This window comes from Flavobacterium sp., assembly GCF_049318185.1.
GTDB lineage: Bacteria > Bacteroidota > Bacteroidia > Flavobacteriales > Flavobacteriaceae > Flavobacterium.
The window spans coordinates 1-4,678 of the sequence record NZ_JBMOGV010000136.1; the positions used below are offsets into that span (position 1 = coordinate 1).

5 protein-coding genes are annotated in these 4,678 nt (G+C 34.1%); all 5 read right to left on the bottom strand.

Translation table 11 applies throughout. The annotated features are described in order from the left end of the window. Positions 1–533: DUF5683 domain-containing protein (locus ACOYLT_RS10210; protein ID WP_422853745.1), on the bottom strand; the 533-nt coding region annotated here is incomplete at its 3' end. Then, entirely contained in the window at positions 533–1,432 is a 900-nt protein-coding gene (locus tag ACOYLT_RS10215) for a ParB/RepB/Spo0J family partition protein (protein ID WP_422853746.1), read from the bottom strand. The genes ACOYLT_RS10215 and ACOYLT_RS10210, both read right to left, overlap by 1 nt. Before the next feature lie 5 nt (positions 1,433–1,437). Then, entirely contained in the window at positions 1,438–2,202 is a 765-nt protein-coding gene (locus ACOYLT_RS10220) for a ParA family protein (RefSeq protein ID WP_422853747.1), read from the bottom strand. A 156-nt stretch (positions 2,203–2,358) separates the two neighbouring features. Beyond that, positions 2,359–3,240, bottom strand: a complete 882-nt coding sequence (locus tag ACOYLT_RS10225) for an SDR family oxidoreductase (protein WP_422853748.1) — start codon at positions 3,238–3,240, stop codon at positions 2,359–2,361. A 250-nt stretch (positions 3,241–3,490) separates the two neighbouring features. Further along, on the bottom strand, positions 3,491–4,678 hold a 1,188-nt coding region (locus ACOYLT_RS10230; protein WP_422853749.1), incomplete at its 5' end, for a methylmalonyl-CoA mutase family protein.

Below are 4,678 nucleotides of genomic sequence, written 5' to 3' on the forward strand. Positions count from 1 at the left end.
CCAATATTTGGTTTTGCATTGATTTCATTTTGATAAACATCGGGAGCAAATGATAATTTGTCACTAACATTAAATTGTGTCAGATGGGCATCAATATTGGCATCAACAATATTTAAAATATAAAATCCAACACTAACCAAAAGTGATAAATCTCTATTTCTTTGATAAAATCGTTGCGCAGCTATCAATCTGGAATCGTCAAGATATTGATATTGGTCATCACTATAACCTGCCAAACGTCTTTTATAAGCATCGCGATAGCTGTGATATTTTTTATTGTTATTAATATAAAAATACAAACTTGTTCCTATTGCACCATATACTAAAGGTATTTTCCAATATTTTTTATTGTAAGCTTGACCTAAACCTGGAACAATAGCTGAATAAAAAGCTGCTTTTGAAGGGGTAAGTGGATCTATATCTTTTGACTTCAAAGTGTCTTTTACAATAAGTGCCTTTCCTATTTCTTGAGAAAAAATGTTTTGATTTCCTAATAGGAAAAAGAGAATAAGTATGTAAAACTGCTTATTCACTAACCTTTTATAAGTTTAATAATGCGATTAAAATCTTCTTCAGAGTGGAACGGTATGGTAATTTTTCCTTTATTATTTGCAATTATGTTAACCTCTACTTTAGCACCAAAAAAAATAGCAAATGATTTTTTTTGCTCATCAGTTATAGCAAATGAGGTTGTTTTTTTAACTTTTGTTACAACAGGTTTTAAGCTAACCTGATAGTTTTTTACTAACGTTTCCGTATCACGAACGGATAGATTTTGACTTACAATCTTTTGGTAAATAGCTGTTTGTACTTCTTGGTCTTCAATGTTAATAATGGCGCGACCATGTCCCATACTGATAAATCCATCTCTAATTCCGGTTTGAATTATTGGATCTAATTTCAGTAATCTCAAATAGTTGGCAATGGTTGAACGTTTTTTTCCAACACGTTCACTCATTTGTTCTTGAGTCAATTGAATTTCGTCAATCAATCTTTGATAAGAAAGTGCTATCTCTATAGGATCTAAATCGTGTCGTTGAATATTTTCGACTAGTGCCATGATTAATGACTCATTGTCATTGGCAATTCTAATATAAGCAGGAATAGTTTTTAATCCTGCCACTTTTGAGGCGCGCAAACGGCGTTCTCCAGATATTAATTGGTATTTATTAAAATCTAATTTTCGAACAGTAATAGGCTGTATAACCCCCAATTCTTTAATAGAAGAAGCTAACTCTTGTATAGAATCTTCGTTGAAATTTGTTCTTGGTTGAAAGGGATTAATGGCAATAACCTTAATGTCTAACTCTATTATGTTACCAACTACTTTATCAGCATTTTTATCATTGACAGATTTGATGTCGTTTTCTGGGTCTTTCAAAAGTGCAGATAAACCTCTTCCTAATGCTTGTTTCTTTATAGCTTTTGCCATAGGGATTAATTATTTTTCTTAATAATTTCTTGAGCTAAGCTAAGGTAATTAGTTGCTCCTCTACTCGTGGCATCAAAGTTAATAATACTTTCTCCAAAACTTGGAGCTTCGCTCAATTTTACATTTCGCTGAATAATAGTTTTGAAAACCATATCGTTAAAATGTTTTTGTACTTCTTCAACCACTTGATTTGACAATCGCAAACGAGAGTCATACATAGTTAGTAAAAGTCCTTCAATATCTAAGTTGGGATTGTGAATTTTCTGTACACTTTTGATGGTATTCAATAATTTTCCTAATCCTTCTAGAGCAAAATACTCACATTGAATAGGAATAACAACGCTATCTGCAGCAGTTAAAGCATTCAAGGTTAATAAACCTAATGACGGCGCACAGTCAATAAGAATATAATCATATTGGTTTTTTACGCTTTCTAAGGCTTGTTTAAGCATATACTCTCTATTGTCTTTATCTACTAGTTCAATTTCAATAGCAACTAAATCAATATGCGCTGGAATTACCCATACATTGGGAGCTGAACTTGAAATAGTGGCTTCTTCGATTGTATTACTATGCTCTAAAATTTGATAGGTACCAATTTCAATATTCTCCACATCAATACCTAAACCCGAACTAGCATTAGCCTGTGGGTCAGCATCTATCAATAAAACCTTTTTTTCAAGAACACCTAGTGAAGCTGCAAGATTTATTGAAGTGGTTGTCTTTCCAACACCGCCTTTTTGATTCGCAATAGCAATGATTTTACCCATGTAATTTATCTAGATTTAAGGCTGTAAAAATACAATTATTTATGGCTTTGGCAAGGGATTTTTGTTAACAATATGGTAAAGTTATCCATCAAGAGTTTATGTTATATGTCTCAGTTTACAGTCTAAAATAAATCAAACTTGAACTTCGACAACTTTTTATTTACTTCCTTTATTCTTAATCATTGCCTCGAGCATATCCCACATTTCCTGAGGGATTTTTTCAAGCATATTAAATTGTCCTGCTCCTTGTAGCCATTCGCCACCATCTATAGTTACTACTTCACCATTTATGTATGCAGAGAAATCGGAAACTAAATAAGCAGCCAAATTGGCTAATTCCTGATGGTCACCAACTCTTCGAAGGGGGACTTTCTTAGCCATATCAAATTTTTCGGCAAAATCACCTGGTAAAAGTCTGTCCCAAGCACCTTTGGTAGGAAATGGTCCTGGAGCAATGGCGTTCATTCTAATACCATATTTTGCCCATTCTACAGCAAGACTCCTTGTCATGGCTAAAACTCCAGCTTTAGCAGTAGCACTTGGTACAACATAACCCGAACCAGTCCAAGCGTAGGTAGTAACAATATTCAAAACATTACAATTGGTTTGTTTTTCAGCTATCCAATGTTTTCCAAAAGCCAAAGTACAGTTTTTGGTACCTTTCAAAACAATGTCAATAATCGTATCAAAGGCGTTAGCAGATAATCTCTCGGTAGGAGATATGAAGTTTCCAGCTGCATTGTTCAGTAAAATATCTACTTTACCAAAGGTCTTCAATACTACGGCAAGCATGGCTTCTACTTGATTATAATGGCGTACATCACACTGAATAGGAAGACATTTTCCCCCTGTTTCCTCTTCAAGTTCGAATGCAGTTATTTTTAGTTTTTCTAAATCTCGAGAAGTGATGGCAACTTTTGCCCCTAACTCTAAAAAATATTTAGTCATGGCTTTACCCAAACCACTTCCGCCACCTGTTACTACAATTACTTTATCTGACAAAGCATTATCACGAAGCATTTTTGCTGAGAAATTCATATATTTATTTTTAGTAAAGATATATTTTAAATTATAATTTTTGGAGTCTTTCCTCCATTCTTAAATGTATTCCAGAGTCTTTAACAAATCAAAAATGGAGGTTTAATTTAAGTTATCATATTAAAAAAGAGTAAGTATTTAATTTGCGTAATTTATTGTATTATAACTATTTAGTACCGCTATCTTTTACAATTAAATAAATAGTATTGTAGTATTTTTTTATACATAGGATAATTGTTTAGTAATTAATTTAATCTTTTAAAAGCACCTCCAAAATACTTATGGCCGCCTCACTAATCTTTGTTCCAGGTCCAAAGATAGCAACAGCACCTGCATCGAAAAGAAATTGATAATCTTGGGTAGGAATAACACCACCAACAATTACCATAATATCTTCACGTACATACTTTTTTAATTCTTGAATCACTTGCGGAACTAAAGTTTTATGCCCAGCAGCCAGAGACGAAACACCAAGTATATGAACATCATTTTCAACAGCTTGCTTAGCAGCTTCTGCAGGTGTTTGAAAAAGCGGACCAATATCTACATCAAAACCCAAATCTGCATATCCTGTTGCAACGACTTTGGCTCCACGATCGTGACCATCTTGTCCCATTTTAGCAATCATAATACGAGGACGACGACCTTCTTTCTTTGCAAAAGTGTCAGCTAACTGTTTTGCTTTTTCAAAACTACCGTCATTTTTAATTTCTTTACTATACACGCCACTAAAACTTCTAATTTGTGCTTTGTATCTGCCAAAAACTTCTTCAAGTGCATCACTAATTTCGCCTAGTGTAGCTCTGTTTCTTGCAGCTTCTACCGCTAAAGATAATAAATTTTCGTTACCTGTTTTAGCATTTTCAGTTAGTTTTGCTAAACATGCTTTTACTGTTGCGCTATCTCGCGTTTCTTTTATTAGATTCAAACGTTGAATTTGTTGTTTGCGCACCATATCATTATCCACATCTAAAATATGTAGCGGATCTTCTTTGTCTAAGCGGTATTTATTAACTCCAACAATAATATCTTGACTACTGTCAATTCTAGCCTGTTTTCGTGCGGCAGCTTCTTCAATTCTAAGTTTTGGGATGCCAGCCTCAATTGCTTTGGTCATTCCGCCAAGTTCTTCGACCTCTTCAATTAATTTCCAAGCATTTTGAGCGATTTCATTAGTTAAACTTTCCACATAAAAACTACCAGCCCAAGGATCAACAGTTTTACAAATTTTAGTTTCTTCTTGTAAAAATATTTGAGTGTTTCTAGCAATTCGAGCTGAAAAATCTGTTGGTAGTGCAATAGCTTCGTCCAAAGCATTGGTATGCAATGATTGTGTTCCGCCAAAAGCTGCAGCTGCCCCTTCAATACAAGTTCTAGCTACATTATTAAAAGGATCTTGCTGGGTTAAACTCCACCCCGATGTTTGGCAATGGGTTCG

What these genes read in the sequence shown, in the direction of transcription:
- ACOYLT_RS10215 (WP_422853746.1), bottom strand. Translation starts at nt 1,432, where the DNA reads ATGGCAAAAGCTATAAAGAAACAAGCATTAGGAAGAGGTTTATCTGCA.
- ACOYLT_RS10220 (WP_422853747.1), bottom strand. Translation starts at nt 2,202, where the DNA reads ATGGGTAAAATCATTGCTATTGCGAATCAAAAAGGCGGTGTTGGAAAG.
- ACOYLT_RS10225 (WP_422853748.1), bottom strand. Translation starts at nt 3,240, where the DNA reads ATGAATTTCTCAGCAAAAATGCTTCGTGATAATGCTTTGTCAGATAAA.